Source organism: Cohnella cholangitidis (assembly GCF_014107495.1).
Lineage (GTDB): Bacteria > Bacillota > Bacilli > Paenibacillales > Paenibacillaceae > Cohnella > Cohnella cholangitidis.
The window spans coordinates 1,252,162-1,278,148 of the sequence record NZ_CP041969.1; the positions used below are offsets into that span (position 1 = coordinate 1,252,162).

The window sequence follows — 25,987 nt, forward strand, 5'->3', positions numbered from 1 at the left end:
AATGCATTCAGTATGCGCTCTAGCCTGCGAAATATGCTCCGCATAATCCTTGGAGAGAGAGTGGAATGCTAGCCGAAAGAGGTGTGGATATGAATGCCAAAGCGTGTTCGATCGCTTATGCGTTGTCCGGCATATGGCTTTTCCTAGTGTACGCATGGATGTCCGATTACCATTGGTTCAGATCGCTCTCCATCGGTACCTGGGGATTCCTCCTTGTCGACGCGATTACGTTAGCGCCCGTTATTCTGATCTTGCTCGTCGCGGACCGGTTTCAGCCCGCCGGGAAATCCGGCAATCCTCGCTAAAGGGAACCCGGCGCAATTACGCGCAATAAAAAGAACCGCCCGGAAGCGGTTCTCTTGTTCGTAAGCATGTATAGAAGTTATGCCAAAATTTCGATCGATTGAACGAGATTATTGGTCCCCTTGACGACCACGTTCAAGTTAGGCGACAGAACGCCGGAATTTCCGGTAATCGTAACGTTGGGATCTACGTTGTAGATGATCGAATTGATCGTGCCGTTCACCTCTTTGATCAGCGCGATCGTAGCGATTTTGCCTTGCGCGTTTAACGTGAACGAGCTCACTTTTCCGGAATCGGCCAATTGCACGTTCGCTTCCGCAGCTTTGGTGACCTCGATGAACACCGCTTTGCCTTGGAAAGTACGCACGAGCGCCTCGTCGCCGACTTGCAGGGCGGACAACGGTGCTTTGACATCCTTGCGGAAAATAAACACGTTGGCGTCTACCGGAACCTGAACCGTCGTATTATCCGCTTTTTTCACGGTAAGGGTACCGTTAGCAATCGCTTGAATCGACCCGGTAATCGCTTGCGCGTTCTGATCTTCCGGAAGCTGTTGATCGACCCGATCCAGCAAAGCCGCCAGCTCGGCGCGCGTTACGGGACGGTTAGGCTGGAACGTGTTGTCGTTGTATCCCGTGATCAAGTTCTTCTCGAGAGCAACCGCAATGTACCCTACCGAACCGGCAGGAATTTGTTTCGCGTCGCGGAACGGCAATACCGCATCCATCTTCTGCTTCGCCTCCGCGTCCAGCTTCATGGCTTTGACGAGCAAGACGGACGCCCACAGACGGTTAGCCGGCTTATCCGCTTGGATCGAGACTTCCGTCTCGGAGAAGAGATCGTTCTCGAGCGCTACGGTTACGTATCCGACTGCCCAGCCGTATTTTTTCTTCAATTGGTCGAAATCTTTGAAGTTAAGGTTGGCATTCATGTTCTCCGGCTTCTCCGCTTCTTCCTTCAATCCCAGAAGTCGTACGGCGGCTACCAAAGCTTCGATTCTCGTAATGTTGTTGCGAGGCTTGAAGCTTCCGTCCTCGTAACCGTTAAACACGCCTTGCGCGGCAAGCCGGATAATATGGTCGTACGCCCATTTCCATTCCTTCTCGTTCAGATCGCCGAAATCAAGGTTGATTTCGACTTTGGATTTGTTATTTTTTTTATCGTCTTTATCGTTATCTTTCCGGTCGTCCCAGGAGCTATTTTTCCAATCGTTATTACCGTGCTTGTTTTTCGCGGAAGCCATCGCTCCCGTCGCGCCTCCTACCAGCATCGTGAGCGCCAGCGTAGCGGCAGCCGTTTTTTTCAAGATCGGTGGATTTAATTTCATGTATAAATCTCTCCTTCGCAAGTAAGTATTCACGGATTAAACCCGCATGCCTATACTTTTCGAGGGATAAATCGAATATTAGAGGGTCCTAGGCGGAAAATAAGCCTTAAGTACGGGATCGGTCCCACTTCTCCCAGCCTTTCGGCCCTGAGGCCGACTTGGAAAGGCATGAATAATTTTGTTCCATTCGTTTCAAGGTATATAGATACCATTTCCAAGAGGAGTGAACGTCGTTCATGCCCAGCTTAAAAATCATCTTGAATCTAACGGCCGCGATCTGCATGCTCTTCGCCGGAAGCGCGTCCGCGCAAACTAACGATACACCTTATCATTTCGGCTTCAAGAAGAGCCGGAACGGGAACCTGCCGTCGATCGCGGATGAAGGTTTCATGAACGTCCTTCGGCAGCATGACGCCATTTTTCTTGGAAATACGCAGAACAAAGAGTTGTATTTGACCTTCGACAACGGCTACGAGAACGGTTATACTCCCCGCATACTGGATGTTCTCCGGGACAAGAGCGTGCCCGCGGCATTTTTCGTAACAGGCCACTTCGTTAAGGAACAGCCCGAATTGATAAGCCGAATGGCCAAGGAAGGCCATATTATCGGCAACCATTCCTGGAGTCACCCGGATATGAGCCGGATCGGCGCCGATCGCATCCGCGGCGAAATGGACAAAGTCAAAGCCGGAGTCGCTGAACTCACTAATCAGCCGGAAATGCGGTATATGCGTCCGCCGCGGGGCATCTTTAGCGGCCGAATGCTCGGCGCTTGCCGGGAGCTCGGGTACACCGGCGTATTCTGGTCGATCGCTTACCGGGATTGGGACGTCAACCGTCAGCAAGGCTGGCATTACGCCTACGAAAGCGTCATGAGCCAGTTGCATCCGGGCGCCGTCATCCTGCTCCACTCCGTTTCGCGGGACAATGCCGAAGCGCTGGCCCGAATCATCGACGACGCGAGGAAGCAAGGCTACGAATTCCACAATCTGGACCGCCTCACTTCGAGAACATACCGTTAAGCCGAGACCGCAAACGAGCGAGCGGTGCGGATCAAAACAGGGACTATCCCATTCGGGATAGTCCCTTCATATTCATCAAAGAAATCCCGCCTTAGTGCGCATTGTTAAGAAGCGCGGCGGGATTTATCGGCTAATGCCATCTATTCTTTTTTATCCGTAGAAGCAACCTCGCGCTTCTCCTTCAACCATTTCGGAGCGCCTTTGTTTTTCTTGTCCCTCGCCCGTTCCGCTTTGGCTTTCGCTGGCTTGACCGGCTCTTTCGCCGGAGCTTTAGCCGGAGCCTTGACCGTCGGTTTCGCCGCATTCGCGGGAGCGGATGTCACCGGATGAACGGCTTTGTCGGCCGCCTTCTTCGGTTGGGACGTACTCCCTTTCCTCTCGGGAGCTTCCTTAGGCTTGCTCGCCGGTTGGGGCTTGAGAGTCGCCAAGTATTCCGCTTTGGATTTCCATACCGGGCGTCCGTCCTTCGCCTCTTGGCCGCCGCCGGATTGCGGTATCTTCTCAACGGCCGAGCCCCTCTTAGCGATGCCTTCTTCCAAGGATACGACTCGGCCTTCGTATAACATCTTCGGCTGTACTTGGATGTTTAACTGTTTTTCCAGCTTGTCGATAATGAATCTTTCTTCCGGCGCGATCAGCGTGATCGACGTTCCCTCTCGTCCCATCCTCGCCGTTCTCCCCGAACGGTGCACGTAGTGATCGGCGTCGAGGGCGGGCTCGAACTGGATGACGAGAGGCAATCCCGGAAGATCCAAGCCTCTAGCGGCAACGTCCGTAGCGATCAGCAGCTTCGTGCGGCCTTTGCGGAACCGTTGCATCACTTCGCCGCGTTCTTGGCCGCGCGTATCTCCGTAGAGCGCATCCACGGAAACGCCCTCGTACCGCAGCTTCGCGAGCAGTTCCCCGATTTTCTCCGTATCGTTAACGAACAGGAGCGCCGATGACGGCTTCATATGCCGAACGACTTTTCGGATCAGATCGATTTTCTCCCGGCGATCGCTCAAGAAGTACCAGTGCTGCAGCGTCGAAGAGAGTCCGTTCTCGTTTTCCTTCTCCGTCACGTCGGATACCCATGGGTCCTTCTGCCATTTTCTCTCCGCGTCCTTCATCGCTTCCGATCGGGTCGCGGATACGAATACGGTTTGCCGGTCGCGGGAGCATTGCCGCATCAATTGTTCCACGTCGTTCTTCCCGCCGAGCGAGAACACCCGGTCCGTCTCGTCTATGACGACGGAAGCCACCGAATGCAACGACAGCTTGCGGGTATTCGCAACCTCGCGCACCCGCCCGGGCGTGCCTACGATGAGCGCGGGCTTGCTCTTCATTCGTTCCAATTGGCGAGCTAGAGAAGCTCCCCCGATCAATGCGGTCGCTTTAATGCCTAACGGCTGTCCGTACGTTTCCGCCTCGCGCATGATCTGCATCGCCAGCTCTTGCGTCGGCGCGAGGATCAGCGCTTGCGTCTCCCGCCGGGAGCCGTCGATCTTTTGCAGCACCGGCAGCAGATAAGCAAGCGTTTTACCGGTCCCCGTCGGAGACACCAGCACGCCATCCTTGCCGCTCAGCAACGCGGGCAACGCTTGGCTTTGCACTTCCGACGGCTCCGAAATCCCGTTAGCCGCCAGCTTGTCCGCAAGCACCTCGTTTAACCCCAGTTCTTTGAAACCCATCATCCCAACCCCAGTCTTCTTGTTATCGCTAAGTTCGCCTGCTTATTTCTTATTCATTAAACGTCCGAAGAGCGCATTGCCGATCCGAGGAAACGCCTGCATGAACTTCACGCCGACCGAGGCTGTCCAAGGCAAATCAAGCTCAGGCTTGCGCCGCTCGATGACGGATACGATCGCTCCGGCGACTTTGTCCGGCGACATCATGAACCATTTGATATTGCGAACGTAATTTCCTTCGGGATCGGCGCGATCGAAGAACGGCGTATCGATCGGTCCCGGGTTCACGGCGGACACCCGCACTCCCGAGCCGAGCAACTCTTGGCGCAATGCGTTCGTAAATCCGAGTACCGCATGCTTGGTAGCGGAGTAGGCGGTGGACTTCGCCGTTGCCATTTTGCCCGCCATGGAGGCCACGTTAACGATATGTCCTTGTCCGGCTTGAAGCATGGACGGCAATACCGCGCGCGCGCAGCGTACCGTGCCCAAGAAGTTCACGTCCATCATGTCGCTGAAATCGTCTATCCGGGTTTCCGTAAAAGGAATAAATTCCCCGTACCCGGCATTATTGAGCAACACGTCAATTTTACCGTATCGGGCAAGCACTTGCGAGACTACCTGTTCGACCTGCTCGTCCGACGTAACATCCATTTCGTATACGGCATGTTCCCCTCGAATCGATGCGGCCAGCTCCAGCATTTTTTCCCGCGACCGGGCCGTTAGTACGGGAATAGCTCCCCGCTCGGCAAGAAGCTTGGCGACGAGTGCCCCGATCCCGCTAGATGCTCCGGTAATTAACACGACTTTGTTTTGCAGCGCTACTCTCATCATTACCCCTCCTCGGAGGAAATAAGCAGGCAAGGCAATAGATCCTGCACCATGAAAAAAGCCCTGGCCGGGGCGGACGAGCAACCTTATAAGATCGTATGTATTACGCGATCAATACTTGAATTTCCATTTCGCCGATTCCATCCATAATGAGCGGAACCGCTAACGCGCGGCTTGCGCCGGTAGCCGAAGCAAAATGAGAGTTCATAATCTGAGGTGGCGTAATATCCACGTGCACTCCTTGATTATACAACATCGTGCTCGCATTGCCACTGATCATGTTGCCTAATTCGGATATGGCGCTCTTGCCCATATCGTCGATCTCGGTAATCGCGTAACCGCCCATCATAGCCGAAATGATCCGCAACGCAACCGATTCGCTTAAACCGAATACAATATCTCCGGTCATATGTCCCGTCAGTCCAATTTGAATCCATACGTGGTTTTCCGCGAACTTGATGTCCCTAATGGAGAGCTGTCCGGTGCTGGGACGGATTTGAACCATCTGTTCGATGACCATACGCGCGGATTCCAAAAATGGGTTGATGTACTCAGCCTTCATGCCTGAACGCGCCCCTTTGTCTACTTGGATTGAAACCGCTAGCCGTAACCGCTTTCCTTTATTATACTGAAATCATAGGTACAAGTACACTGATTTTTGTCAAAAGGAGCGGAAGCATGCCGAATATATGGGCCCATATTCTATTTGGTAAAGAAGTCTTAAGTGCTATTCGCGTTGACCAATATATGGAGGGGCAACAGTGGAAGACCGCGTTCCAACTCGGCTGTCAAGGTCCCGATTTCTTGTTCTACGATCATTTCCTGCCGTGGCAATCTTCGACTCCGCTGAATAAACTCGGCACGCTCATTCACAACGTTCGCTGCGGACCGTTTTTGCTCTCCCTGTTCAACGCCGTCCGTAGTCGCCCGATGGAAGATCCGGCCGTGGCCTATACGATAGGTTTCCTTCTTCACCATGTGTTGGACCGGCATCTCCATCCGTTCGTATTCAGCCGTTCCGGCTTTAAGAAATGGCATCACCAAACATTCGAGACGGCGATGGATTCCGTCATCTTAATGAAGCGGGCCGGAGTTCATACGGGAGTAACGCCGGTATTTCCGGAAGTAGATACGGAGAACCGATTGCCGGGCGGATTTTCTTCCGCTTTCCTTTGCGTTGTCGCCGAACACTTTCCCGCCGTCGCGAGCCGGATCACGGCGGAACTGCTCGATCGGGCCGTCGCCCAGATGCTCCGGGCGCAGCGTCTATTCTTCGACCCGACCGGCTGGAAAGGCAGGTTTGCCTTCGGCCAGCTCGCGCCGTTCTCTCCTCCGAGGCGAATTCCGGAATGGGACGTTCTGAACGAGAGCCGCCAGCCGTGGATCGATCCGACGGACCGTACGATCATTCATCGCGAAAGCGCAATGGAGTTATGGGAGGCCGCATTGGAAGACGGCACGGCTACGACTGCCGCGGGTATCGCTTGGTTAACGGCCAAGACGGACGAAGAAGCAGCCCATCTGAAATTGCGTTTCAGCGAGCTGCTTCGGAATATTTCCTATGAAACGGGACTGCCGTGCGATGAAGGATGGATTACTTTCGCCGATTCCGTCGTGCCCGCATAACGGAAGCCTAAGATGCCCGAACTAGATCTGTTGCCGGGCTTCTTGCTCGCCCTTGGCCAGATTGACGAAGGTCAGCAAGATGATTCCGACGACGAAAAAGAACGCGACTGCCAACAGCGCTGAACGACTGGAGTCGCTGATCAGCTTCACGATTCCGAACACGAGCGGACCTCCAAAGGAAAAGAAGCGGCTGGTGAAGCTCAGGAACCCGTTGAACTCCGCTGTCCGTCCCGGCGGGATGATTTTACTGAAGATCGCCCTGGACGTTGCTTGCGATCCGCCTTGCACGAGACCCACCAGGCAGGCAAGCGCAAAGAAATGCAAGGAATTCGTCATGAAATAACCTAAGATGACGATAACGACATAGGTTACGAGCGAACCGTACAGCATTTTCTTGCCGCCCCATTTATCCGCCAACTTGCCGAAGAGCAGCGTAGCCGGGAAACCGATGAACTGGGTAAGCAGCAGCGCCGTAATCAAGTCCTCGTCTTTAATGCCGACCGTCGTCCCATAGCTTGCGGCCATGACGATAATGGTGTTGATCCCATCGAAGAAAAACCAATACGCGACCATGAATTTCATTAGCTCGGGATATTTTTTAATCTCGGAGAACGTAATCTTAAGGCGGTTAGCCCCTTCCTTCAAGTTGCCCCGGACGGTTCCATCCTTTACCAATCGAATATCCTTATTGTTTCGAAACAGAGGCAAAGAGAACACGAACCACCATATTCCGACCGTAACGAACGAAATCTGCGATGCTGCGGTTTTGTCCGGCAACCCGATCGATTCCCAACCTAAGATCATCCCTAGATTGACGGCAAGCAACAGGCCGCCGCCCAAATATCCCATCGCGTATCCCCGCGCGCTGACTCTCTCCCTCTGTCCGGGAGATGCGATATCGTTGAGCGCGGCATCGTAGAACGTATTGCCGGTGCCGAACCCGACCATGCCGATGACGACGAGCACGGAAGCAAGCCACATATCTCCCGGCCCGACGAAAGCAAGGCACGCGCTCGCCACGGCTCCGATAATGCTGAATACCCGCAAAAAAGCAAGCTTCCTGCCCGTATGATCCGCAATCGCTCCGAGCAGCGGCGACAGCAGCGCCACGACGATCGCGGCCGCGGTTTGCGTAAAGCTCCAGCTTCCGTCCGTGCCTCCCGCTACGCTAATGAAGTAGATCGGCATAACGGCTGCCATAATCGTCGTCGCGAAAGCCGAATTTCCCCAATCGTATATTACCCAAGCGTTAATCTTCCGTTTATCATCCATCAGGCAATCGCCTCTCTCGCTGTTCAGCGCCGTTTGACGGAATCATTCGACGAAAGCTTTGCGGTTTCCTTTCTTTATTCCTCGTATTAACGTTATTTAATGTTCTCTTTACTTATTCCGAACGTCTCGCGCCTTGATCCGGAATGTTGCCGGGGTCGGTCAATTTTCCGGATCTCGCGTCTTCCAACAGCTCCCGCAGCCAATCCCGTTCCGTTTCGCTGAAACGCAATACGCCTTGGATCATGCGCGAAGAGCCGCGAGGCAACCATTCTCCCTTGAGCTCCAACACGAAGCGAAGGTGTTTGATCCGCTCTAAGCACGCGTTCAGCCTCTTGGCGATTAGCGGCTCCATCAATCCGTCGTCGGCATGCTTAGCGAAGGGTAGAGACACGAATATCGGATGCTGGGGATAGAAATCTTTGCCCATTTCCGCGTAAAGCATTTCCAGAAGCGCAGCTTCCCCTTGCTCCGTAATTCGATAGATCATCTTGTCCGGCCGATTATCGCCTTGCAGGGAAACCGCCTCCGCGACTTCGATCATTCCTTCGTCCCTAAGCTGGTCGACCGCATAGTAGAGCGAGCCGTCCCGAATTTTGAACGTATGGTGCCAATTCCTCGCTTTAATCGTCTGCCTGATCTCGTAAGGATGGCGATTGCATTCCCTTAGCAGACCTAAGATCAACAACTTCATCGACATCGCGATTATCCTCCGTGGAACGAAGGCTCAGGCTTGCCGGATACGGCGTCGTTACCCCCTTGAGCGTTCGGCGGCGTGCCGGGCGACCCTTGCTGTCCGGGGTTCGCTTTCTCCATCCGAGCCCGGCCCATGAGCAGCACGAATACGAGCGCAAGAACCGGCAACAGAACGGACCATTGGAAAATGTACAGGATGGAATCCGCGAGTTTCCCCAATAACGCGTTTACGATATCCGGTGAGAGTCCTATTTTCGCCTGAACGGTCGGATCAAGCAAAGCTTGACCTCCCTTGATTTGGGCTGCCATTTCGGGGCTCATATTCGGCAACTCCTGAATCCCTTGCTGGAAATCGTGCTTCTGCAGCGTACCGAATACCGTCACTCCGATAGCCGAACCGATCGTCCGGAAAAAAGTAATCAGCGACGAGGCCGACCCTTTGTATTGCGGAGGAACGGAATTCAGCGTGGAGATGTTGAGCAGCGAGAAGGAGACTCCCATTCCGAGACCGATGATGACCATGAACACGGTAATCATTAATCGGCTTGTCTCGGTATCCATTACGAAGCCAAGCAAATAAGAGCCGACCAGCAATGTGAGCGCCGATACGATCATGACGTCCCGATATCTGAACCGGGTGGCGAATCTTCCCCCGATCTGACTGCTTAAGACAACCCCGAGCATCATTGGAGTAAGAACGGTGCTCGTCTCCGTTGCCGTCTTGTGGAACACCCCTTGAATGAAGATCGGAATGTATGTAGCCCCTGCGATCATGACTCCGCCATACAGCATGCTGACGGCCATGCTGCTCGTGAATAGCCGCTTCCGGAATAAGCCGAGCTTAATGATCGGATCTTTAGCGACTCTCTCCGCCAGCAGGAACAGGATGAACAAGATTGCCGAGCCCGCGAACAACGAGATCGTTTGCGCCGAATCCCAAGCCCAGCCCTCCGTTCCTCCCAACTCCAATCCGAACATCAAGCACAGGATCGTCCCGGTCAACAGAATGGCGCCTGCCCAGTCGATGACCTGTTTGCGGGTTACTTTCGTTTCGTGATAAGCCTTCAAAATAAATGCAATCGCCAAAATTCCGATCGGAACGTTGATATAGAAAATCCAGCGCCAGCTAAGATTATCCGTAATCGTTCCTCCCAAGATCGGCCCGAATACGCTGGACACTCCGAACACGGCTCCGAACAGCCCCATCATTTTGCCGCGTTTCTCCGCCGGGAACAGATCGAAAATAATCGTGAACACGATCGGCATCAGCGCGCCGCCGCCAATCCCTTGAATGGCGCGATAAATGATCAATTGATCCATATTCTGCGCGGTTCCGCATAAAATCGAGCCAAGCAGAAACAGAATAAGACCCATCAAGAAAAACCGTTTGCGTCCATACATATCGGACAGTTTACCGAATATAGGCGTCGAGACGACCATTGCGATCATGTATGCGGAATACACCCAGATGAAGCTTTCCAAGCCTCCGAGCTTCTGAATGATCGTTGTCATCGCCGTGGATACGATCGTCTGATCCAGCGCCGCCATGAATAAGCCAAGCAGCAAACCCGCGACGACGAGCTTCGTATTGCTTTTTTTCACGTCCATGTTTTGTTATTTCCTCCCTAAACTCTCTTTCCGCGATTCGGTACAAGTACTCAAATTTGATTACCCATTCGTTATTATACTCAAATTTGAGTGATTATCAACCCTTTGCTACGGAAGAATGAATCCCCTATAATGGAATTAACGACAAATCCTTTTTATATGATCAAGTTGATCTGATAAATTTATTCAATCTCAAGGAGGCGACTAGATGAACATAAGCCAACTGGAAACGTTAGTGACGATTTCCAAGACGCTTAGCTTCCGCAAAGCAGGCGAAATGCTCAACTTGACGCAACCGGCCGTATCTGCTCAGATCAAGAGCCTTGAAGACGAATTCAAAGCCATTCTCGTCGATCGGAACCATCCCGTTACGCTAACGGATCGAGGCCAGGTATTTCTGGAGCATGCCGAGCAAATATTAGCGATCGTGGAGCAACTGAAGCAGAAGTTGTCGGATTTGAATCAAATTCCTCAAGGCCATATTGTATTGGGAACGACAACGTCGATAGCCATACAGATTTTGCCCAGGGTGTTGTCCTATTTTCAAAACCAATTCCCCTTGATCAAGACGAGCATCTTATCCATGTCCTCCGCGCAGGTGCTCTCCAGCGTCGAGAACGGTACGGTCGACGTCGGTATCGGCTACTTGACGGACAGAAGCCCGCAAGTGGAAACGTCGGTGCTTTATTACGATACGTTCGAGCTCGTCGTAGCCCCGCAGCATCCGTTGGCTTCCTTCAACCGCATCACGATCAACATGCTCAAGGACATCCCTCTTATCCTGTTATCGCCGGACACGCTTGGCCGACGGTTTACGGACCGCATATTCAGGGAAAACGGACTTGAACCCAATATCGTAATGGAACTAGGAAGCAGCGAAGAGGTTAAACGGATGGTCGAACTCAACATGGGAGCTGCCGTCGTATCGAAACTATCCATCGCGGGCGAGCTTCGCCGGGGAACGCTAAAGATGATTCCCGTGAACGAACTGGAAGTCAGCCATCCCGTCGGAGTGATGACCAAATCCAGTCGTTACGTCAACAGCGCCATGCGCCAATTTTTGAACGATCTGAAAGGGATGCCCGAAGATCAGTTTATCGGAAGCGAATAATAGGAAGAGGAGAACTGACATGAAATTCGATTTGCATACGCACCATGACAGATGCGGACACGCATCCGGTAAAATCAACGACTATATCGTATCGGCCATTCAAGCCGGCATGCAGGTTATCGGAATTTCCGACCACTCGCCTTATTTTGCCCATGAACTCGATCAGCCCCAGCCGAAAATCGCGATGGCCAGAAGCGACTTCCCTCATTACGTAGCCGAAGTTCTTCGCCTTAAGGAACAGTACAAGGACAAGATCGAAGTGCTGCTCGGCGTCGAATCCGATTTCTATATCGATCAGATCGAATTGTACCGCAAGAGTTACGAGCCCTACCCGTTCGATTACATTATCGGCTCCGTGCATCAAACGCGGGGAGTCAGCATCTTCAACCGCAATCGTTGGAAGGGCAAGAACGAAGCGGAGCAGCTCGACGAGAAAAAACACTACTACGACCTGATTCGCCAATCCGCCGAGAGCGGAATGTTCCAGGTGCTGGGCCATATCGACGCGATGAAGGGCTACTACCCGGGCTTCGCCGATATCCGCGGCGCCGAAGCCGACATCGACGAGGCGCTGAAAGCGGTCTCCGCCAACGACATATCCATCGAGATCAACACGAGCGGCAAAACGAAAGACGTCGGCGGCTGGTACCCTTCCGACGCGATGCTCGAACGCGCCTTGCATTTCGGCGTCGACGTCACCTTCGGCTCCGATGCCCACGTTCCCGAACGGGTAGGCGACGAATGGGAGCTTGTCCAGAAACGTCTACGCGAGATCGGCTTTAACCGCTGGGTCTTTTTCCGTCAGAAGCAGAAGGTCGTCGTATCGCTATAAAGTAAGATGACACATCAAAAACACCCAAGGAATTGCGAGAGGTCGCAGCTCTTTGGGTGTTGTGGTATCCTATCCCTTCTCCACTCTATGCTAGCGTACATCCTCTCGTGCAATGTGTGTCGCGGATAACGGCACGCCGTGCCGTTATTTGGACCATCTAGCGGAAACCTCCACTCATAACGGCACGGCGTGCCGTTAATTGACACCTTGAACCGATTTTATTGCGATTAACGGCACCGCGTGCCGCTATCTGACTAAAAAACAAGAGTCCCTCACATATAACGGTACGCCATGCCGTTATTCAGTCAACATCATTCATACACGCAAAAAAAAGGAAGCCTGCCAACGGTGGCAGGCTTCAATCATATGAAAAAAGGGGGTCTTGTTTATTATAATATCCGACCACTGCGACAGATACGTAACAGGAATGTTTCAATTGTGTAACAAAAACGGTTATTTAACGTTAATAAGTGCCTGAAGCTCGTTCGGAATCGAAATTTCGCTAGTATTGTAATCGCTATATGTAATGTTACTCGTTTGATTGATTTCCATTATAAAATCATTGCCCGGCTTTTCAACGACTATGTGTTGCTCCATAACGATGTTCTCGATCAATCCCGAAGATTCGTTTATCAGGATGTCCAGTTTCTTAAGCTCGTGCTTTTGCAACTCCAGCCCAGCATCGTCCGCAAGTAAAGTGTCCAAGAGGTATGCCGTTATTTTCCGAGTGGTTTCTTGGCTAGGCTCGGCTAACACGACATGGATTCCGTCCTCTTTTTTTTCGGCCGTCAGATGGTTGTCGTCTTCGAGGATCATGCTCAGATAGACATTCGGTTTATCGAAATCCATCAACGGTTTCTCAAGCTGATTCATTTGTTCCAGATTTTGCGCCTCTATCCATTCTTTTGGAGTTTCATTGTCTTTAATGTAATAGGAATCAATGGATTTATACACTGAAACATCGATTGTCGCGCCCTGATTTTTCACTTCCATATCCAAAAGAAACCGTAACGGATTATCGACAACGACTCCCCCTGCCGTGACTTTCTGGGTCATAGAGAGATCTCCCATGTCTACCTCTTGAATCGCATCCACGCCGATACTGAAATTCCGAATCTCCTCGTTAGCCTCCATCGCGTTTCGAACGATCTCTTCCGGTACGAGCCTTTCTCCGCAAGACGTGAGAACGAACGCCAACGCAACCACAACGCATAATCGAATGAACAGTCTGCTCGACCTCCGAAAATTCCATATATTCCCTCATAGTAATACATAAACTCCAATCCAACAATCGCAAAAAAAGAAGCTGCTCCCGCAAGCGAGAACAACCCCTTCCATTCCCCTTATCCGACGACGAAATTACGGCAAATCGATCAGCATGATTCGCGCGCCTTCCTTGCTTACGATAGACAACTCCGGCATGTCCTCTATTCGAGCTGCATCCCGCCGCCCCAACTGAGCTTCGCCGTTAACGCTGACTTCGCCTTCCAGCACGAACAAGAACACCTTTCTTCCGCCAAGCTGCGAATAGGTTAGCGGCTTACCCGCCGACGGATCGGACAAATAGATCGTCATATCCTGATGCAAGCTCGCGACTTTTCCTTCTACGCCGCTTGAAGAAGCAACGGGCACAAGCTTATCCGTTAATCCGTCCTTATCGAATTGCGTCGTCTCGTAGGACGGATTCACTCCCTTAACGTTCGGCATGAACCACAGCTGCAGCAAATCCAACTGCTCGTCTTCGGAAATGTTGTACTCCGAATGGAATACGCCGGTCCCGGCAGACATTCTTTGAATTCCGCCCCAAGTCGTCTCCGCCCGGTTGCCAAGACTGTCCTTATGCTCCAATCTTCCGGCGAGAACGATAGTGACGATCTCCATCTCCCGGTGAGGATGCATTCCGAAGCCCTCCGAAGCCGCGATCGAATCGTCGTTCAGCACTCTCATCGGACCGAATTGCACGTATTCCGGATCATAATAATCCGCGAAGGAAAAACTGAAATTGGATTTTAACCACCCATGGTCTGCGGAGTAGCGTTCATGCGAGCGTTGAATGGAAATCATCGATAATGCCTCCTTGTTTGAATCAGTTTACCCACAATGCGTCTAAAGAATAGTCGCCAGGTCCGATAAGCGCCACGGATACGGCAATGACAATAAGCACCAGATTGAATTCATACCCGTTCTGCGTTACCCATAAACCGTTTTTGCCATGTACTTTCAAGATAGCGATCAACATGGTCAGCACGATTAGCAATGCGGCAAGCGGAGTGAACAAACCGAATGCGAACAGCAATCCCCCAACGAGCTCCGCAAGTCCGGCCAGCAGAGCCATCGTACGGCCCGGTTTAATTCCGATCGACTCGAAGAATCCGCCCGTACCCGCCAGACCGTATCCTCCGAACCAGCCTGCCAATTTCTGCATCGCGTGACCCGCGAACAATAAACCTACCACGACTCTAAGCAACAATAATCCCCATTCCATCATAACCCACGCCTTTCGTTTTGTTTAGCATTCCTTACGTTCTGCTTTCTACTATATTATTTTAATTCACTTACTTTTGTCAAGTAACTTAATAATAAAAAGATTTAACTTACTTTTCTGAAGTGGGTATGCTAATATAGAACCAAAGGGGGAATCGGTATGGACTATTCCAAAATGTGCCCCAAATACGAATCCGCTGCAGAATTACTGGGCAAAAAATGGACGGGACTTATCATCCGCGTGCTGCTTGGCGGTCCTAAACGTTTCAAGGATATCAAAGAGCAAATTCCCGAAATGAGCGACAAAATGCTGACTGATCGCATGAAAGAGCTTGAATCATCCGGGATTCTAACGCGAACGGTGTATCCTGAAATGCCGGTGCGCATCGAATATGAGTTAACCGAGAAAGGCCGACATTTGGAGGAAGTCATTCACTCTATCCAAAACTGGGGCGAAAATTGGATGTAACGCGCAAACCGTCTAATCGAATGAAATGTCAAAGAACCTCCAACCCTTGAAGGATTGGAGGTTCTTTGCATGCGTATCAGATTATAGCTCGTGCACCGCCACTGGCGAATCGGCTTTCGCCGATCTTGAGATCCAATGGATCCACGCCGCATAAAAACCGACTAGCTTCCTCAAGAGAAACGGGGCGGACAAGAGCAATACGGCGCCCAAGCCGGCATTAAACCAGGATCGTTGAAACGAGCTCCAGTCCGGGAACAGCCATTTCATGAACCAGTCCTCGGCGAACAGATCGAATTGAAAAAACTCGATGCTCACGATAGCCGCGACAGGGGTTAACAACAATCCGATACCGACGGCAGGAATGATAACGGCTAAGACGAACGCAAGAATCGACACGGGAAAATGGAATATTCCGTAAACCAAGCTCCAATATTGTTGCTTGTTCGTTAGAACGCTTAGCCACCCCCGCCAATGCTTTAACCGACTATCGTTTGCAAGGTCCGCAAGGTTTATTTTCTGCGCGTTCGCACGTTGCGGATCCGACTGTTCATTATGGTCCAACTCCGCTAACAAACGGCGTTCAACGTTTAATATTCGCTCGCAGACGATCAGCATTCCCGCCAATAGAGGCAGGCCAATCACGAATATGGCTAGCGGAAGCCCTGCGCTTAATCCGGCAATCGCGATGACGAACGCTCCGATCCCTCTCGGGAGAGCCCCCAGCAAGATCGTCCAGGCTTTAAACACTTTCATTTTCTTCATCTGTCGGCTTCCCCTCGGCTTTTGTTTTCTTGCAATTATCGTAAGGGAAAAATGGAAAGATTGCCCTTGGCTAACGATCGGTTCCCCGACTGGACTTAAGTCCAGTTTACTTGAACCGGTTGACCGCCTGCTCCAATTCGCTAATCCGGGCCGATAACGAACCTATGGCGTCCGCGACTCTGCGTACCGTATTCATCTGGGATTCGGCTATTCCCGCGACATCTTGCGACCGTTCGGCGCTCGATTCGGATATCGCCTCGGTCTGGCTGACCAAGATGGATAGCTCTTCTACTTGCGCTCCGACCTCTTGTCCGGCGGACGCGATTTCCCTTAGCTCTCCCTCCATATCCGCAATGCCGGATGAAATCCCTTCGAAGGCGTTACCGGCATCGCGAACGAGCAAAGTACCGCTTTGCACTTCCCGATAGCCGTCCTCTATTCTATGGGTAACGGCGTTGATCCCCGAACGAATCCGGTCTACTCCGCTTGCGATTTCCGTCGCCGTCCGATCCGCAAGCAGCGCAAGCTTCCGCACTTCGCCGGCCACGACCGAAAATCCGCGTCCATGCTCTCCCGCCCTGCTAGCCTCGATGTTGGCGTTGAGCGCCAATAAATTCGTGCGATAAGCGATGGCCGAGATCGCCTCGACCATTTTCCCGATCTGTTCCGATTCCCTATGAAGCTCTTGCGCATCCGTAACCGAACTCTCTACCGAAACCGCGATCCGCTCCATCTGCGCCACGGCATGCCGAACCGTTTCGTTTCCTTCTTCCGCTTGTTTCGTCGCTTGCTCGGCTACGGCGGCGACGGAAGTCGTCCGATCGCTGATGATGTTCATGCTGCCCAATATTTCCCGGGTAACTTCGGCCCCCCGCTTCATCCCTTGCGCCTGAGAGTCCGCGCCCGCGGCGACCTCCAGCATCGACTCCGCTATCCGGTCCGCGCCTTCCGCGGCCGTATCCGCTTCGCCGGTCAATTGCCCCGCGGCGGTCGCCGTAACGTGCGCGGTCGAGCGAATGCCGGAGACCAGATGCTTAAGCTGCTCGACCATATCCTGCAAGGAACGAGCGATCGAACCGATCTCGTCTTCCCTTCTCCGAACTTTTTCTTGCAATTGGCCGGACAAGTGCCCCGCGGATACTTCTTTCAAGAAAACTTCGAACTTCACGAGCGGCACTATGATTCTGCGGCGAAGAACGACCGCGATCAATACGATCAGGACGATCGCCAGAACCGCCGCGATTCCGCTTATCCGGACCATTTCCTTCTGAACCGTCCCGCTCGCCTCCGCGGGCACGGATACGACCATTTCCACGACGGTCTGCCCCGATAAGCCGGAATGTCCGGATTTGACCTCGCTATACCTAGAACCGCTTATCTCCCCTGATCGGAAACTAGGCTGCCGATCGATCGCCGGCAGTCCGGAAGAACCGTCTCCATCCAACAACGCTGCAGTTTCGGCGCTGCTTCCTAACTTCTGCTGATCCGATGACCTTATCGCAATGCCAGCATTCAGAATCGTCCCGATTCCTTTTAACGCCTCGTCATCCAACAGCCGTCCGAAAATCAGCATCCCCGTAGATTCGGCTTTGCTCTGTTCGTCGGTAATCTGCGAGGCGGCAACGACCGCGATCCCCTCGGACGTCTGAATCATACCGTAGACATCCGGAGTTTTCCGGACCTTTTCCGCTATCGACATATCCTTCAACTGTCCGGTGAATTCGGGAATGTCCCCGGCTTGCGTCACGACTTTCCCCTCGTAATCGACGGTAGCCACGAAGCTGAGATCCGGAATAATGTCCAAAGAAACGTTTACGTTCTCCTCGATCCAAGCGAGATCATCTTGGTTCAGCGCGTCCAAATAATCTTTCCACTTCGCGTTCGTGATCACGGACCCCGACAATTGCTCTCCAAGCTGATCGAGCAACCGATGAGCGGAAGCGTTCACTTCGATCGCGTGCGCTTTCTCTATTTTCGCCAAATCCGAGCTTAACGTTCGGTAATATAACCAGCCAACGCCGCCGAGCGGCAGCATAAGCATCACGACCATTAATAACATGACTTGAATTCGCAAATGACCCCAGAATCGGCGACGCGTGGACATGAATACAACATCCTCCCAAGTAAAACAGCTTTTATTCCATTTGACATTCGCCCATGATTTTCCTCCTATATCCGACGACAATTGCAATATTTTAAGCAAATTCAATAGTACTTTAGCCCCGAGTTGAAAGTTTACACTTTAGAAACATGTCGATATGACGCGGATACATCTCTCTCTTACTCTTGTATTCTGAACATCGTTCCTAAGGAGAGAGAAATATGAATAAAAGAGTCGTCCTAACCGTCATTGTCGGCGCTGCGATCATAGGCGGAGTATGGTCCATAACGAATAAATCGTCTTCCGCGCCGGGCGCTATGCCGGAATCGTCCGGCAGCCCTTCACCTTCCCTATCCGCCAATCCGTCGCCGTCCGCGAGCTCGTCGCCGTCCGCGAGCTCGTCGCCGTTACCAGCGGAAACATTGTCGCCGGAACCGAAACCAACGCCTTCGCAGGAACAACAACCCTCGCCCACTCCAACGGAGAAGGTCGAATCGCCGCAGCTTGGAAATCCAATCTACGCGCTCCTGGCCGACAGCTTACCTAGCTCGACGGTCGCAAAGAACGAAGACGGCCTAGCGATCATTACTAATCCGACTAGCCCTTATGTACTCGTCAACAAGAAACGCAATCTTCCTTCCGATTACGTGCCGCCGGATTTGGTCGTTCCCGACGTTCCGTTCTCCTTCTCCGGAAATTCGCCCAAGAAGCAAATGCGCAAGTATGCCGCCGAAGCTCTGGAAGCTCTATTCGATGCGGCCGAAGAGGATGGCATAGAGCTGAAAGCCGTATCCGGTTATCGTTCATACGGGACGCAGAAGTCGATCTTCGAGAACAACGCGAAAAACAAAGGCGAAGAAGTCGCAAACCGGACAAGCGCCCGTCCCGGACAAAGCGAGCACCAAACCGGGCTTGCGATGGATATTTCCAGCGCTAGCGTCGGTTACGGATTGGAGGAGAGCTTCGGCGAGACGGATGAAGGCAAATGGTTAGCCAAGCACGCCCCCGAACATGGGTTTATCCTCCGCTTCCTGAAAGGTAAAGAATCGATAACGGGCTATTCCTACGAGCCTTGGCATGTGCGTTATGTTGGGAAAAAGATCGCGGAGGACATAACTAAGAAGAAGACGACGCTTGAACAATATTACGAACAAGTTGAGGCCGCGGCCGCTTCGCGGTAATATAGAACTCTTATTCCATACTTTCAGGTGAAGCTATGATTAAACGCATCCTCGTCGCGGACGACGAGCCCGGGATCGCCAACCCGATCTCCTATGCTTTTCGCAAAGAGGGCTATGAGGTGGAAACCGTCTATGACGGACAAGCCGCATTGGACAGAGCTCTCAGCTTCCATCCGCACGTCATCGTGCTGGATGTCATGATGCCCAAGCTGACGGGTTACGAAGTATGTCGCAAGCTGGATAATCGGTCGGATACGGGCATCATTCTCCTTACCGTTAAAGACGATATCGTAGACAAAATCGTCGGACTCGAGATGGGCGCGGACGATTACATGACTAAGCCCTTCGACATGCGGGAGCTGATCGCGAGGGTGAAGGCGCTTCTTCGCCGGTTGGACAAAAAAGAACCGGAACCCGCCGAATCCATTGTCTCAGGCCTCGTATCGGTTCATCTCAGGCTGCGCACGGCGTTCGTTGACGATAGAGCGATCGAGCTTACCCCCAAGGAATTCGATTTGCTTGCGCTTCTGCTATCGCACCCGGAACGGGTGTTTACCAGAGACGAGCTGCTGGATGCCGTTTGGGGGATCGAATACGCGGCCGGTACGCGAACCGTCGACATCCATATACAGCGACTGCGCAAGAAACTCGGAGAAGACGGCCAACTCATGCTCCAAACCGTGTTCGGCGTAGGCTATAAAGCCGTGGGGAGCAGCCGATGAGAGCCATTAGCATCAAGCTCAAATTCAGCCTTTTCCTAGCCGTTCTGCTGTTGCTCACCGTATTGGTTCTGAGCGTGTTCGTCCTACGGGGGATCAAGGACCAGCAGCAGCTGCGCATGGAAAAGGAGCTATTGCAACAGACGCGGATTGCCAACCTGAGCATCAAACAAGCTTATCTGACTTCCCCCCCGATCGAAGCTCAGACTTTCCTGCGCTCCCGCGGGCAGCAGTTTGCGATGGATCTGGCGGTATATTCGGGGCTGCACGTCGTTCTCTACGATAATTCGGGGAAGAAAGTCGGGGACTCCGTTCCGTTAAGCTCCTCCTACGAGGTGGATAACGCCCTGGTCTTTGCGCTGAAAGGGAAAATCGCCTACCAACGCGAAGGGAGCTCGCTACTCTATTTAACCCCGCTACAAGGCCCGGGCAAGCAAATGGGAGTGCTTCAGTTTCAATATTCGTTAGCTAACGATATTCGTTTCTACGATACGATCGCGGGCCTATTCCTATTTACCGGCGCTGCCGTGCTTGCGGCCAGTTTCATCCTCGGCTTCCTCTTTTTCAGACGGGCGACGTCTGCGATCATTACGCTTAACCATGCGGCCGAGCAAATCCGTAAAGGACAATTTCTCCAACGATCTCCGCTTAACCGTCAGGACGAGCTTGGACAGCTCAGTCGGGGTATATTCTACATGAGCACGGAAATACGCAAGAGCATGGAAGCCATGAAAGCCGAGGATCGGAAGCTGCGACAAGCCGTCGTCAAGCTGCAGCAGCTCGAACGGCAGCAGAAGCAGTTCATCGGCAACATAAGCCATGAGTTCAAGACACCGCTAACCTCCATCAAGGCGTACTCCGACCTAATGGAGTTATATCCGGAAGATAACGCGCTGCAGGGCGACGCGGTCCATCATATCAAGCTCGAAACCGATCGGCTGACGGATATGGTGGAGAAAGCTTTGCGTCTTACCGCCTTGGAGAAATACGATTTCGAGTATCAGCCCGAACTAATCCCTATACGGGAATTGTTGCTTGATTTGATCGGCAGAATGAAAGCGAAAGCGGAACGATTCGATGTCGCGATCGATCACCGATTGGAAGAAATCCCGATATGGGCCGACCGCGAAAGCTTCGTGCATATCCTCGTCAATCTGCTCGACAACGCGATCAAATACAACCTTCCCGGCGGACGCGTGCACGTCTCCGACCGCGCGGAAGAGAATAACGCGATCATTGAAATCTCGAACACGGGAGCGGGGATCCCCGAAGATGCCCGGGACAAAATCTTCGAACCTTTCTTCACCGTGAACAAGGACCGATCAAGGCAAAGCGGCGGCACCGGGCTTGGTCTGGCGCTCGTGAAGCAATTGATGGAAAAGCATAACGGAAAGATCGAACTGATCGATTCCGAGCTCGGCACGACTTTTCGTTTGATCTTTCCCGTTCGTACTTCGCCTCTTAGGAAGGAGGAACTCTTATGAAACCGAGATTGCATAGCCAAGCGATCGGATACGTCCTTGCGCTCGCGCTTCTTCTGTCCGGCTGCCAGCAGCAAGGCACAACGGACAAAGAAGAGCTGCAGATCGAAGGCAAGACCATTACCGTTATGGATAACCGGGAGATAGCCTCTTACGAGAAAACGGAAACCCATGCGCTAGTCCGGCTAAACGACGTGAGAGGAATGGATTGGCTAAGCGAAAACGAGCTTCTTATCGATAAGGAGAATCGCGATTTCAAGCCCGAGCAAATCGAAGGCTCCGAGTGGTATCCGCATAATATATACGTCCACTCCCTCTCGTCCGCCGTGCAGACTCCCCTTATTCCCGCCAACGAGAATCAAGGCTACGCCCAGGCGAGTCCGGACCGAACGAAAATTTTCTATAAAACGTTCAGTCTTCAGAGCAATACGGGCCAAGGACATATTTTGGATATCCCTTCGGGCCGTATTACGACCTACACCGATATCGACGCGATGACGATCGATAACGGCCGATGGGTAGATAACGACTCGATCGTGTACGGAACGATCGACGGCAAGCTTTACTTGGCGGATTCGGCTCGAAGCTCTGCTAGAATGCTCGTCGATACTAAGATCCCGTTCGCGAATAATATTGCTTATTTGGACGATCAGGTCATTTATAGTTCGCTGAAAGGCGATCTGATGTCGAACTCGCTAATCGACGATCCTGCCGCTTTCAAGATCGACAACGTCGTGTGGATGGTTCCTTCGCCGGACGAGCAACGGCTCGCCATCGTGAGGAAAATTTCCAGCGGCGAAGCAGAGCTTATCATCACGGACATGCAAGGCAACGTTCTTCAAGCGATCGCCCAAGATACGCAAATTTACGGAACCGCGTGGTCGCCCGACGGCAACAAACTCGCCTACGCGGGTATAACGTCTAACGGAACCGTACGCGGCGTCTACGTGGCCGACGCGTCGACGGGATTGTCCTCCCCCTTGTCTTTGGATATTAAATTCATCGCCGATCCTCTGCGCTGGAACCCGACCGGCAACCGCCTTATGGTGTCCGCGACGCAAACCGACGAACAACGAAACCGGAATCGATTTATTACCTATCTCGTCAGAATCAGTTAATATAAGAGTTACATTATGACTTGATAGGGGAAGACGACAGATGAAACCGATCCGCGTGTTGATCCTTGATGACGAGATTCTGGCCATCGAACATATTCGCCGCTTAGTGCCTTGGAAGGAATTGGGTTACGAAATTTGCTGCGTAGCTACCCATCCGGTCAAGGCGCTTTCTCTCGTGGAAGAATTCCGCCCTCAATTAATTATCGTCGACATCAAAATGCCCGTCATGGACGGGCTGGAATTTTGCAAACGGGTACTGGCGTCCGAAGAGCGTTCGCCCAAAATCGTCCTGCTATCCTCTTATAAAGAATTCGATTACGCCAAGGAAGCGATTCAGCTCGGCTTGTCCAACTACTGGGTGAAGCACGAACTGAATGCGGACTATTTGGCTCGCGAGCTGATCTTGCTCAAGAAAGATTTCGAAGAGGAATTTGTTAAACAGGCCGCGCTGCGCAAGCCCTTGCTGGCGGACTTAATCGCCGGCCGTCCGGTCACCCGGGAGCAATGGCTGGCGACGGCGGGAGCTTTCGCCGAAGCCGATTACCTCCAATTGGCGGTGGTCCAACAAGATCGCCCGTTTCCGTTGCTGACGGAAATGACGAATATCGGAGCTCCGATCCCTCCCGCATTCGAACAGCCGCAAGCCGAGCTGGAAGACGAATCGCTGCTGGCCGCGATTCCGATTCGCAAATCCCAATACGCGTTCCTGTTTATCGCCCAAGGCATCCGCAGCGAGCAGAAGTTATGGGACCATGCCCATGAGAAAGCGATGCTGGCCAAACGAGCCGTCGAAGAGCAAACCGGCGGGACGACATCGGTTGCGATCGTGCACGACATTAGCGACTGGAAAGGCATCCCCTCGCTCTTTCACGAAGCCAACTTACTATTATCCCGCTCCGTATTTTACGGACCGAGATTTCTTTTCCGCTTGCAGAACCGCAATGACTATAAAGTTGCGAGACTCGCGACGGATCAACAGCTGAAGGAATTCTCAGAGAACGTAAGAACGTTTCAACTTGACGGGATTCCTTCCCTGCTCGCGAATCTGTTCGCTGACGCCGCGGCTTCCAAGGACCTCGCCGGTTTTACCGATATGTGCAAGCAGTTGGTTTCGATTGTCGACCAAAGCCGCGAAACGTTGAACCTTCCTTCCTTGGAGCTGTTATGGAGCCGGGATGAAATCGACACCGCCCCGTGGACGTCAGCGGACGGGATTAGGGACTGGTTCATACGCGAATTCCAATCCTTGGCGGAAGCTTCCTCCGCCTTCAAATCGTATTCGCGAAAAGTAACCCAAGCTCTAGAGTATATCCGCAAAAATTACTCGGAGGATATCGGAGCGCAACAAATCGCCGAGCACATCGGCATCAGCCGCGACCATTTGCGCCACCTGTTCAAGGAGGAAACCGGACAAACCGTATTGGACGCGCTCACGGCCATTCGGGTCGATCAATCGAAAAAAATGCTCGAAGAGGGAAAACATAAAATTTACGAGATCGCGGAGCTCGTAGGTTACCGAAACAGCCAATATTTCAGCCAAGTGTTCCGCAAATCGACGGGCATGACCCCGCTCGAGTACGTGGAAAGGAAAAGGTGAGCCTGCGATGCGCTTCAAGATAAGGACGAAAATCATCGCCAGCACGGCTCTAGTCGTCTCCGTCACCTTAATGCTGAGCGGATTTTTCATCTACGACTACGCCAAGGGGATCATTCGGGAGCAATCGATCAAAGACAGCCGAACCAAGCTCGCCCAGGTATCCTTCCAACTCAAGAAGGTACAAGAGCAGGTTACGAAAACCGCGGAGTATATCGTATCCGACGAGGAGATCGGTTCTCTCGTTTATCTTTCTCCCAGTCCGTCGCTGGAAGAAAACTATTTTCGCAAACAAGCCGTTCAAGAGAAGCTCAAGCGCTTCGCGGCTCTGAATCATTATATCCAGAACATAGTCATCGTGAGGCCGGACAAGGAAACCTTCTCCAACAATACCGGCTACGAGGATTATTTCGCCGACTACTTGCAACAGGATTGGTTCGTTGAGCGAATGGACGAACGCAGCGGGTTTTCCGTTCCTCATCAGTTTTTCTATCTCGGCAGCAATCGTCAGGTGTTCAGCTACATTCTGAAATACCGTCCGATCGGGGACAACGTTTCTCCTTACAGCTACTTGGTATTGGATATCGCCTATTCGGAAATCGGCAACGCCTTTCTGCAGAGCGCGGGCGATTTCGAACAAATTCGGTTATCCATGGATTCCGGCGAATCGTTGTACGAGAGCCGCACCGACATTTCCGAGAATGACCGCGCTTTTATTCGGGATGTATACGCGACGAACGAGATTTATAAAGAAGACTCTTCGCGAATCGCGTTGATCGACTCCTCCATGAACCAAGGCTGGAAACAAGTCGCCCTGTTGTCGAAGGACAGGCTGTTCGAGAAAATCAACCGCGTATTTTATTTTTACATTTTGATCATTTTGTCCGCCATTTTGCTTAGCCTTATCGTCATGCTGCCGATCATTCTAAGCTTAACGAAGCCGTTGTCCAGATTGACCCAAGCGATGAAAAGGGTTGCCGTCGGGGATCTCAATACGAGCGTGGCCATCCGCAGCGGAGACGAGTTGGAAATACTAGGGGCAGGCTTTAACCGGATGGTGCACGACCTCAAATCCCATATCGAATCCTCCATACGCGACCAGGATATGAGACGAAGAATGCAGATCGACTTGCTGATGGCTCAGATCAATCCGCACTTCCTGTACAACACGTTAAACACGATTATTTACTTGTGCCACGCGGAACGTAATCTACAGGCTGCGGAGATGACCCAAGCCCTGATCGCCATTCTTCAGGATACGATCAAAACAGGGGACGGAGCCGAGTTCGCTACGCTTAAGGAAGAACGCCGAATCGTGGATCAATACGGGGTTATCCAGCAGACCCGCTATCCCGATCGTTTTCGCATCGAGTGGCAAGCGGAGGAAGAGCTGATGGATACCGTCGTTCCTCGAATGCTTCTTCAGCCGCTCGTGGAAAACGCCATCCTGCACGGGTTATTCCCTTCCGACCGGGAGGATGGGCGAATCAGGATCAGAGCCTACGAGGATCAACACCAGCTCCTATTGGAAGTCGAAGATAACGGGGTCGGCATTGACGAGAAAAAGAGCGCGGAAATCCGCCACTTATCGCTAACCGGACCTGAACGTACCCGCGGAATCGGCCTCAGCAACATTCGCGAGCGTATCCAATACCACTATGGTTCGCCTTACGGAGTAGAAATCGGGCAACCGGACGGACAAGGAACGCTCATTAGAATTCGGTTGCCGCTTAAGCCGCATGAATAACGCGATCGCCGGATTTTATACAAAATAACCGCTTACTCTCGT

Annotated in this window: 24 protein-coding genes; 12 read left to right on the forward strand and 12 right to left on the reverse strand. The window is 52.4% G+C overall.

What is annotated here, in order from left to right:
- Nucleotides 1-89: 89 nt before the first annotated feature.
- Entirely contained in the window at nt 90-305 is a 216-nt protein-coding gene (locus FPL14_RS06160) for a hypothetical protein (protein WP_182302187.1), read from the forward strand.
- Nucleotides 306-382: 77 nt separating this feature from the next.
- On the opposite strand, the gene FPL14_RS06165 is transcribed toward FPL14_RS06160, so the two are convergent.
- Complete coding sequence (locus FPL14_RS06165; protein ID WP_182302188.1) at nt 383-1,630, reverse strand: S-layer homology domain-containing protein; 1,248 nt, start codon at nt 1,628-1,630, stop codon at nt 383-385.
- Between the two features lie 236 nt (nt 1,631-1,866).
- On the opposite strand from FPL14_RS06165, the gene pdaA reads away from it, so the two are divergent.
- Nucleotides 1,867-2,652 (forward strand): delta-lactam-biosynthetic de-N-acetylase, encoded by a 786-nt coding sequence (pdaA, locus tag FPL14_RS06170; RefSeq protein WP_182302189.1) that lies wholly within the window; start codon nt 1,867-1,869, stop codon nt 2,650-2,652.
- Between the two features lie 140 nt (nt 2,653-2,792).
- Here the strand turns inward: pdaA and FPL14_RS06175 are convergent, their stop codons facing one another.
- The 3 genes from FPL14_RS06175 to FPL14_RS06185 form a co-directional block, all read right to left on the reverse strand.
- Nucleotides 2,793-4,325 (reverse strand): DEAD/DEAH box helicase, encoded by a 1,533-nt coding sequence (locus FPL14_RS06175; RefSeq protein WP_182302190.1) that lies wholly within the window; start codon nt 4,323-4,325, stop codon nt 2,793-2,795.
- 39 nt (nt 4,326-4,364) lie between these two features.
- Nucleotides 4,365-5,147, reverse strand: coding sequence for an SDR family NAD(P)-dependent oxidoreductase (locus FPL14_RS06180; RefSeq protein ID WP_182303874.1), 783 nt, complete (start codon nt 5,145-5,147; stop codon nt 4,365-4,367).
- 103 nt (nt 5,148-5,250) lie between these two features.
- Nucleotides 5,251-5,709 carry a chemotaxis protein CheX gene (locus FPL14_RS06185; protein WP_182302191.1) on the reverse strand — a complete coding sequence of 153 codons (459 nt, stop codon included), beginning with the start codon at nt 5,707-5,709 and terminating at the stop codon, nt 5,251-5,253.
- A gap of 116 nt (nt 5,710-5,825) precedes the next feature.
- On the opposite strand from FPL14_RS06185, the gene FPL14_RS06190 reads away from it, so the two are divergent.
- Nucleotides 5,826-6,773 carry a zinc dependent phospholipase C family protein gene (locus FPL14_RS06190; RefSeq protein WP_182302192.1) on the forward strand — a complete coding sequence of 316 codons (948 nt, stop codon included), beginning with the start codon at nt 5,826-5,828 and terminating at the stop codon, nt 6,771-6,773.
- A 21-nt stretch (nt 6,774-6,794) separates the two neighbouring features.
- Here the strand turns inward: FPL14_RS06190 and FPL14_RS06195 are convergent, their stop codons facing one another.
- From FPL14_RS06195 to FPL14_RS06205, 3 genes are all read right to left on the reverse strand, one after another.
- Nucleotides 6,795-8,045, reverse strand: a complete 1,251-nt coding sequence (locus FPL14_RS06195; protein ID WP_182302193.1) for an MFS transporter — start codon at nt 8,043-8,045, stop codon at nt 6,795-6,797.
- Nucleotides 8,046-8,157: 112 nt separating this feature from the next.
- Nucleotides 8,158-8,742: a PadR family transcriptional regulator gene (locus FPL14_RS06200; protein WP_182302194.1), complete on the reverse strand. Its 585-nt coding sequence runs from the start codon at nt 8,740-8,742 to the stop codon at nt 8,158-8,160.
- A gap of 5 nt (nt 8,743-8,747) precedes the next feature.
- Nucleotides 8,748-10,346 (reverse strand): MDR family MFS transporter, encoded by a 1,599-nt coding sequence (locus FPL14_RS06205; RefSeq protein WP_182302195.1) that lies wholly within the window; start codon nt 10,344-10,346, stop codon nt 8,748-8,750.
- Nucleotides 10,347-10,554: 208 nt separating this feature from the next.
- On the opposite strand from FPL14_RS06205, the gene FPL14_RS06210 reads away from it, so the two are divergent.
- Both FPL14_RS06210 and FPL14_RS06215 read left to right on the forward strand, forming a co-directional pair.
- Complete coding sequence (locus FPL14_RS06210) at nt 10,555-11,457, forward strand: LysR family transcriptional regulator (RefSeq protein ID WP_182302196.1); 903 nt, start codon at nt 10,555-10,557, stop codon at nt 11,455-11,457.
- 19 nt (nt 11,458-11,476) lie between these two features.
- Nucleotides 11,477-12,289, forward strand: a complete 813-nt coding sequence (locus tag FPL14_RS06215; RefSeq protein WP_182302197.1) for a histidinol-phosphatase — start codon at nt 11,477-11,479, stop codon at nt 12,287-12,289.
- A 453-nt stretch (nt 12,290-12,742) separates the two neighbouring features.
- Here the strand turns inward: FPL14_RS06215 and FPL14_RS06220 are convergent, their stop codons facing one another.
- The 3 genes from FPL14_RS06220 to FPL14_RS06230 all read right to left on the reverse strand — a co-directional run bounded on the left by FPL14_RS06220 (nt 12,743) and on the right by FPL14_RS06230 (nt 14,777).
- Nucleotides 12,743-13,486 (reverse strand): DUF6612 family protein, encoded by a 744-nt coding sequence (locus FPL14_RS06220; protein ID WP_182302198.1) that lies wholly within the window; start codon nt 13,484-13,486, stop codon nt 12,743-12,745.
- A 162-nt stretch (nt 13,487-13,648) separates the two neighbouring features.
- Nucleotides 13,649-14,353, reverse strand: coding sequence for a pirin family protein (locus FPL14_RS06225; protein WP_182302199.1), 705 nt, complete (start codon nt 14,351-14,353; stop codon nt 13,649-13,651).
- Nucleotides 14,354-14,375: 22 nt separating this feature from the next.
- On the reverse strand, nt 14,376-14,777 hold the full coding sequence (locus FPL14_RS06230) for a DoxX family protein (RefSeq protein ID WP_182302200.1): 402 nt from the start codon (nt 14,775-14,777) through the stop codon (nt 14,376-14,378).
- A gap of 156 nt (nt 14,778-14,933) precedes the next feature.
- Here FPL14_RS06230 and FPL14_RS06235 point away from each other — a divergent pair, with 156 nt between their 5' ends.
- Nucleotides 14,934-15,242, forward strand: coding sequence for a winged helix-turn-helix transcriptional regulator (locus FPL14_RS06235; protein ID WP_182302201.1), 309 nt, complete (start codon nt 14,934-14,936; stop codon nt 15,240-15,242).
- 81 nt (nt 15,243-15,323) lie between these two features.
- Here the strand turns inward: FPL14_RS06235 and FPL14_RS06240 are convergent, their stop codons facing one another.
- Nucleotides 15,324-16,004 carry a sensor domain-containing protein gene (locus tag FPL14_RS06240; protein WP_182302202.1) on the reverse strand — a complete coding sequence of 227 codons (681 nt, stop codon included), beginning with the start codon at nt 16,002-16,004 and terminating at the stop codon, nt 15,324-15,326.
- Between the two features lie 106 nt (nt 16,005-16,110).
- Nucleotides 16,111-18,108, reverse strand: coding sequence for a methyl-accepting chemotaxis protein (locus FPL14_RS06245; RefSeq protein WP_182302203.1), 1,998 nt, complete (start codon nt 18,106-18,108; stop codon nt 16,111-16,113).
- Between the two features lie 218 nt (nt 18,109-18,326).
- On the opposite strand from FPL14_RS06245, the gene FPL14_RS06250 reads away from it, so the two are divergent.
- Genes FPL14_RS06250 through FPL14_RS06275 form a run of 6 tightly spaced genes read left to right on the forward strand, consistent with a single transcriptional unit; the run spans nt 18,327 to nt 25,945 of the window.
- Nucleotides 18,327-19,286 carry a M15 family metallopeptidase gene (locus FPL14_RS06250; protein ID WP_229263802.1) on the forward strand — a complete coding sequence of 320 codons (960 nt, stop codon included), beginning with the start codon at nt 18,327-18,329 and terminating at the stop codon, nt 19,284-19,286.
- Nucleotides 19,287-19,321: 35 nt separating this feature from the next.
- The gene (locus FPL14_RS06255; RefSeq protein WP_182302204.1) at nt 19,322-20,008 is read left to right on the forward strand and encodes a response regulator transcription factor; all 687 of its coding nucleotides are present in this window, start codon (nt 19,322-19,324) and stop codon (nt 20,006-20,008) included.
- Nucleotides 20,005-21,489, forward strand: a complete 1,485-nt coding sequence (locus FPL14_RS06260; RefSeq protein WP_182302205.1) for a sensor histidine kinase — start codon at nt 20,005-20,007, stop codon at nt 21,487-21,489. Before FPL14_RS06255 ends, FPL14_RS06260 begins: the two co-directional genes overlap by 4 nt.
- The gene (locus FPL14_RS06265; RefSeq protein ID WP_182302206.1) at nt 21,486-22,604 is read left to right on the forward strand and encodes a TolB family protein; all 1,119 of its coding nucleotides are present in this window, start codon (nt 21,486-21,488) and stop codon (nt 22,602-22,604) included. The genes FPL14_RS06260 and FPL14_RS06265 overlap by 4 nt, the downstream gene beginning before the upstream one ends.
- Before the next feature lie 40 nt (nt 22,605-22,644).
- Complete coding sequence (locus FPL14_RS06270; protein WP_182302207.1) at nt 22,645-24,201, forward strand: helix-turn-helix domain-containing protein; 1,557 nt, start codon at nt 22,645-22,647, stop codon at nt 24,199-24,201.
- A gap of 7 nt (nt 24,202-24,208) precedes the next feature.
- On the forward strand, nt 24,209-25,945 hold the full coding sequence (locus tag FPL14_RS06275; protein WP_182302208.1) for a cache domain-containing sensor histidine kinase: 1,737 nt from the start codon (nt 24,209-24,211) through the stop codon (nt 25,943-25,945).
- Nucleotides 25,946-25,987: the final 42 nt, after the last annotated feature.